This window comes from Motilibacter aurantiacus (assembly GCF_011250645.1).
Lineage (GTDB): Bacteria > Actinomycetota > Actinomycetes > Motilibacterales > Motilibacteraceae > Motilibacter_A > Motilibacter_A aurantiacus.
Window position 1 is genome coordinate 131,811 of record NZ_JAANNO010000009.1, and the last position, 6,000, is coordinate 137,810.

Genomic DNA, 6,000 nt, shown 5'->3' on the forward strand with positions numbered 1-6,000 from the left:
CGGGAACGGCCGCGCCTGCGGCGGCAGGCGGCGCGGCTCCCGCCGCGGAGCCGGTGGCCGTCCCCACCGCGCGCCCGAGAGACGAGGTGAGGCAGCCGCCGCGCCAGTGGCCGCGGCGGCCGACGGGGCGAGCCGCACGGCAGCCGAGCGCGCCGCCGAGACGTGGGCCGCCGTCCAGACCGACTCCTCCTTGCAGGGGCCGGAGGTCGCGCGAGCGGCGGAGAACATCGCAGCCAAGGCTGAGGCGCGGATGCGGGACGCGGCCCCGCAGGTCATGGGGCGGTACGACCAGCTGCGCGGCGAAGGCGCCCGGCCGGTCCCGGCCATGCGAGCCGCTGGCAAGGACACGGGCCAGGACGGCAGGGCTGCCAACCTGCGGGCCGACGCAGCGGCCGCCGCGCGCTCCGCCGGCACGCACACGACCCACGCGGTGCGCGACAGCGCCGTGCCCGACGACCCGGCCACCCCTCGTGTCGATGAGCACGCTGACGCCAGGCGAGCTGCGGCCCCGGAGCGCATCGCAGCCCGCGCGGACGCGGAACGCGCCGCAGCGATCGGCAGCCAAACGGCCAGCGCGGCCGCCCAGGGCTCGACTGCCACCGCCCCGCCGGCGGACCGGAGGGCAGCCGACACGGCCGCCACGTCCTTTCCGCACGCCGTCAACAGCGTCCCCGCCAGCGCGGCGCGCCCGGCCGCTCCTACGGCCGGCGCCCCCGCCGCAGCGGCCACTCAGCAGCCCAAGCCCGCCGTCACCGCCCGCGTCACCCGCTGATCGGAAGGAGCCCGCCATGACACCGCCGCGCGAGGACTACCTGGGCCGACTGAGCCCGGCCGAGGCGCTGTACCTGCACGACCAGCGCGCGAGGCTGGGCCGCGACGTCGAGCTCGCCAAGCCGCCGCGGCCGACCGACGGCGCGGCGGAGTTCCGCGACCTGGGCGACGGCAAGCCGTTCACGCTGCCCTTGAGTGCAGACGCCTACGAGGGCCGGGCCGTCGAGAAGGGCGCCATTGCGGCCGGCCGAGGGCTCGCGGGCCGAGCCGACGCCCAGCCCGAGGCGGTGCGCCTGGCCCGCCTCGGCGCACCCCGCCGCCCCACCAGCGCGGAGCTCACGGCGGCCGCCGGACGCGCTGGCCACTCCACCGCGGCGACCCCGTCGCCCACGGCGCCCCGGACGCGCGTCGCTGCGCGATGACCAACCCGCAAGAGCCGGTGAGGGGCGGGGCCGACACGGCACCGCCCCTCACCCCTGCCCAGCTCGCCGCGGTGTCGTTCCCCGTCCCGCTCGCCGAGGCCAACCCAGAGGACGAGCGAGGCAACCTCACTGGCAGCAGCACGACAGCGCCCAACGCCAGCGGAAGCGGCGGCGGCCGCGGCGCCCGGAGGTCCCGATGACCACGACCCAGGACCGGCTCAGCGACCTGCACGGCGCCGCCGTGCGCTACTACCGCCAGCAGCTCGCCAAGCCGGACGACGACGCCGCCCGCGCACGCGCCGTCCTCGACGAGCGCGGCATCCCGGCTGCGGCCCGCACGGCCTACGAGATCGGCTACGCCCCGCCCGGCTGGACGAACCTCACCGACCACCTACGGCGCACCGCCGGCGCCACCGACGCCGAGCTGCTGGACGCAGGCCTGGGTCTGCTCACCCAGCGGCAGACCGTCGTCGACCGCTTCCGCGACCGCGTCATGCTCCCGGTCCGCGACGCCGGCAGCCGGCACGTCATCGCCTTCCTGGGCCGCCGCATGGACGACCGCGCCCGCCCGGACGACCCCAAGTACCTCAACAGCCCGGACACCGCCCTCTGGCGCAAAGGCGAGCAGCTCTACGGCTTCGGCGCGCGCGGCGTGCCCGCCAAGCTGGCCAAAGGCGCCCCGATCGCCGTCGCCGAAGGCCCGCTGGACGCCATCGCCGCCAGCTACTCCGGCCCCTACATCGGCGTCGCCCCGTGCGGGACCGCGCTCACCGCCGCGCAGGCCCAGCTCCTCGCCCGCACCGCCGGTCCGCTCGAGGACCGCCGCATCGTCACCGCGTGGGATGCCGACGCTGGCGGCCGGGACGCCGCCGTGCGCGCGTATGACCTGCTCACCGCAGCCGGAGCCTGGCCCTACAACGCCACTCTGCCCGCCGGCGACGACCCCGCCGCGCTCCGCCAGCGCCTTGGCCCGAACGCCCTGCAGGCCGCGCTCGACGACGCCGAGCCGCTGGCCCGCGTCGTGCTGGACGCCCGCATGGAGCCCTGGCGCGACCGCCTCCAGTGGGCCGAGGGCCGCGTCAACGCCGTCCGCTCCGTGGCCCCAGTCCTGGCCGCCATGCCGATCCACCGCGTCGCCGGCGAGAGCGCGTACGTGATCCAGACCTACAGCCTCGACGCACAGCCTCTCAACGAGGCCGTGGTCGAGATCATCCTGCGCGACCTCGACAGCGGAGGCGATGCCGCGGGGCGAGCAACCGGCCCGGGACGTGAGCGCCACACGACCGGGCCGGATGTAGTCGCCGCGGCACCAGCCGCCGCGCGAACGGCGTTCCCCACACCGCTCGCGCAGACCCCGCGCCCGGCCCTCGGGCCGGCCTCGTTAGGGGCACCGCCCCGGGCGCCGGCAACCGCGCACGCGCGTCGTCGCTGACCTGCACAGGGCCCATCCCGGCGTCCGTCAACCTGGGAGAACCCGGGGCGGAAGGGTCGCCAAGCCGCTAACGTCCCGGCGACTGGCACCAACGGGGGAGAGACCATGCGCAAGCTGACCGGGACCGTCCTGGCGCTCGTCGTTGGCTGGGGCGGCGCTGCAGCCCTGCCGGCCGAGGCCGCGGCCCGCGCGTTCGACAACTGCTCGCACATGCACACCGTCTACAAGGGCGGGGTCGCGAAGAAGGGCGCCAAGGACAAGCGCCGCGGCGGCGGCCGCGCACGCTACGCACCGAAGGTGAGCGACGCCCTCTACGCCGCGAACCGGTCGATGGACAGGGACAAGGACGGCATCGCCTGCGAGAAGTAGAGCCGGGGCGACTGCAGGAGCATCAGCCGTGAGCACCGGCGGATGGGCGAGGACCCGCTATGCCCTCGCCCGATGGGGGACCCTGCCTCGTTGGGTGAGGATCGCCCTGTCCGTCGCTGTCGCCGTGGTGCTCCTGCTGCTGTGGCAGGCCCCCGCGGAGGCGGGTCGCGCGGCCAAGCAGGCCGCAGCGGCGGTAGGGCGAGAGTGGCGCTGGGGCCTCACCGTCGCGCTCGGCGCGGCGCTCGCCGCGGTCTGGCTCGGGCCGCTGGCACTGAGAGCGGCCCGACGGCCGGTGCCGTCCCGGTGGCGCGTGCCGATCGCCATCACCTCGGTTCTCGGCCTGGGCTTCCTCACCTTCCTCTGGGTCTTCCACTCCTCATCCGAGCCCGCCTCCGGCAGCCGAGTCGGGCCCTCGAGAAGCAGCCTCGCCGTCCAGTCCGGGGCCCTCGTCGCTGGCCTCGCCGGCGGCGCAATCACCGTCTGGCTCAACGACCAACGCCGCCGCCACGACGACGAGGACCTGGCCCACCGGCGCGAGCAGTCGACCGCCGAACTGGCCCAGGACCGCGAGCGGGCCGAGGAAGACCGCTTCGCGAAGGCCGTCGAGCTGCTCGGCCACAGCAACGCCTCCGTGCGCGTCGGCGCGATGCACGCCCTCGCCGGCCTCGCCCGTTCGGCCGAGCATCGCACCCAAACCATCGTCGACGTCCTCTGCGCCTACCTGCGCCAGCCCTTCCTTCACTACAGCTGGGACTCGCAGCCGCCCGCGGTCGATCCGGCAGAGTCGGACTACATCGCCTCCCTGCCTCCCGAAGTGCGAGCCTCGGCCTCACGCGAGCTCGCGCAGAAGCGCGTTGCCGCAGAGCGTGAAGAAGCGAAGGAGCGGGCTGAGCAGGACCGCGAGCGGGAGGTGCGACGTACCGCGCTCCGCCTCGTCACCGCCATGCTTCCCCGCCAGGCACCTGCGGAGGGCCAGCCTCCCATCGCCGTTGACCTCACCAGCGCCCACCTCGACGATGTCTCTTTCCGAGATCTCCACCTGCAAGCGAGGTGGGCCGGGGCGCACTTCCACGGGGTCGCGTCGCTGGTCGGGGCGCACTTCCACGCAAACGCGGACCTGGACCGTGCGCACTTCCACGTGGACGCGTCGCTGGACGGTGCGCACTTCCACGCAAACGCGTACCTGGACCGGGCGCACTTCCACGCAGACGCGTACCTGGACCGTGCGCACTTCCACGTGGACGCGTCGCTGGACGGTGCGCACTTCCACGGGGTCGCGTCGCTGGTCAGGGCGCGCTTCCACGGGGACGCGCGGCTGGACCGTGCGCACTTCCACGCAAACGCGTACCTGGACCGTGCGCACTTCCACGGGGACGCGTCGCGGGACGGGGCGCACTTCCACGGGGTCGCGTCGCTGGACGGGGCGCACTTCCACGGGGACGCGTCGCTGGACGGGGCGCACTTCCACGCAAACGCGTACCTGGACCGTGCGCACTTCCACGGGGGCGCGTCGCTGGACGAAGCGCACTTCCACGGGGACGCTTGGCTGGACGGGGCGCAGTTCCACAGGGTCGCGTCGGTGGACGGGGCGCAGTTCCACGGGGACGCGTCGCTGGACGGGGCGCACTTCCACGGGGCCGCGTCGCTGGCCGCCGCGTCGTGGGCCCACCTGAGTGTCGCGGGTGCGGACTTCTGCGGGGTTGTCTCGTTCCCGCCGTCGTTGAAGGAGGCGAAGGGCGCGACCGTCAACGCCAGAGTCGCCGTCGCGCTACCCGACGGCTGGAGGCTGCGCACCCCTGGTGGGACCAGCGAGCTTGTCGCTCCGGCGGCGCCGGATGACGACGATAATCATGACCGATAAGCGAGATTATGTATTCCGTCCAGTGCGGATGTCATCTGGTGCACCCTCCGCAGCCCTCCTCGACGTCGCCCGTGGGAGTTGGCGCCGGGCTCGCCGAGGAGGGACGCGAGCAACGGAGCCGCGTCGCCCCTGACTCCTTGACGGTGGCGTGGGACCTGAGGCCTGGTGCCTAGTTGCCGGCCTCTTGGAACAGGGCCAGCGCGCTCGCGGGGATCCGGCCCCGTGCCGAGACCTCGACCCCGTTCTCCGCGGCCCAGGCGCGGACTGCTCTTGGGTCGTAGTCCGCGCTCGATGTCGACGCCTTGCGCCGGGCTGCGGAAGCGTCCGGGGACGTCTTGGCCGCTGCAGCTCTGCGCCGGCCGCCGCCGGTTCGGCGGGCGTTGCTGGCGTAGGCGTCGAGGGCTTCGCGGAGCGCGGCTGCGTTCTCCTCGTTCAGGTCCATCTCGTAGGAGGCGCCGTCCAGCCCGAACTGCACCGTCTCGGTCGCCTCACCGCCTTCTAGGTCGTCCTCGAGCACGACCTCGACCCGCTGCACCATCCGTTGCCCTCCGGCTCCTCTAGCCCCGCTACAGAAGTGTCCGCCCCCGCCAAGGCTCAACCGAGCCCGCGCGGTGCTCGGCGAGCCGACGGATTCCTGCCAATCGTGCGGACCGGCTGCATCTCGCGTCGAGAGACGGTGTCATCAGTGTCCTCGCCTCAGCTGGTCCAACGCTGCCCGCGGGTCGCGGCCGTCGAGCTGACCGCCCAGCCGCTGCACCCCACGTCGCCGCTGTCGGCGAGCTCGTAGGGCCCTCCAGCGGGCTGAGCTGGTCGGGGATCGGGCGAGTCGTCCACGCCCGCAGAGCGGTAAGGGCCGAGGGCGTCGGAGGCCCCCTCGTTTCGTAGTCCCAATGGACTAGCCCGACTCGACGATGTATTGACACTATTAGGCCATTTCGCTCACAGTAAGAAGAAGGCACTATGGACAGATTGCAGTCTCTTGTCTTGGGAGTCTTGGGTGCCTCTGCTACGGGGGAAGATAGCGGTCGAGCGGAGTGGTGTGCTGATTGCACTCCTGTCCTTCGCCATTTGTGTTGCCACGATTGCTGCGCCTTCAGCCAAAGCCGCCCAGGCTCCTGGCCGGGTGGTGGAGTTCGGGACGTCGG

Annotated in this window: 6 protein-coding genes; 5 read left to right on the forward strand and 1 reads right to left on the reverse strand. The window is 73.5% G+C overall.

All coding sequences use genetic code 11. The features are described from left to right. Window positions 1-106: 106 nt before the first annotated feature. The 5 genes from G9H72_RS15920 to G9H72_RS23105 all read left to right on the forward strand — a co-directional run bounded on the left by G9H72_RS15920 (window position 107) and on the right by G9H72_RS23105 (window position 4,855). Entirely contained in the window at window positions 107-772 is a 666-nt protein-coding gene (locus G9H72_RS15920; RefSeq protein ID WP_166172837.1) for a hypothetical protein, read from the forward strand. Between the two features lie 16 nt (window positions 773-788). Then, window positions 789-1,193 carry a hypothetical protein gene (locus G9H72_RS15925; RefSeq protein WP_166172839.1) on the forward strand — a complete coding sequence of 135 codons (405 nt, stop codon included), beginning with the start codon at window positions 789-791 and terminating at the stop codon, window positions 1,191-1,193. Between the two features lie 196 nt (window positions 1,194-1,389). Further along, window positions 1,390-2,625 carry a toprim domain-containing protein gene (locus tag G9H72_RS15930; protein WP_166172841.1) on the forward strand — a complete coding sequence of 412 codons (1,236 nt, stop codon included), beginning with the start codon at window positions 1,390-1,392 and terminating at the stop codon, window positions 2,623-2,625. Between the two features lie 105 nt (window positions 2,626-2,730). Beyond that, the gene (locus G9H72_RS15935) at window positions 2,731-2,994 is read left to right on the forward strand and encodes an excalibur calcium-binding domain-containing protein (RefSeq protein ID WP_166172843.1); all 264 of its coding nucleotides are present in this window, start codon (window positions 2,731-2,733) and stop codon (window positions 2,992-2,994) included. A gap of 94 nt (window positions 2,995-3,088) precedes the next feature. Beyond that, on the forward strand, window positions 3,089-4,855 hold the full coding sequence (locus G9H72_RS23105; RefSeq protein WP_166172845.1) for a pentapeptide repeat-containing protein: 1,767 nt from the start codon (window positions 3,089-3,091) through the stop codon (window positions 4,853-4,855). A gap of 169 nt (window positions 4,856-5,024) precedes the next feature. Here the strand turns inward: G9H72_RS23105 and G9H72_RS15945 are convergent, their stop codons facing one another. Then, window positions 5,025-5,393 (reverse strand): histone-like nucleoid-structuring protein Lsr2, encoded by a 369-nt coding sequence (locus G9H72_RS15945; RefSeq protein WP_166172847.1) that lies wholly within the window; start codon window positions 5,391-5,393, stop codon window positions 5,025-5,027. Between the last annotated feature and the right edge of the window lie 607 nt (window positions 5,394-6,000).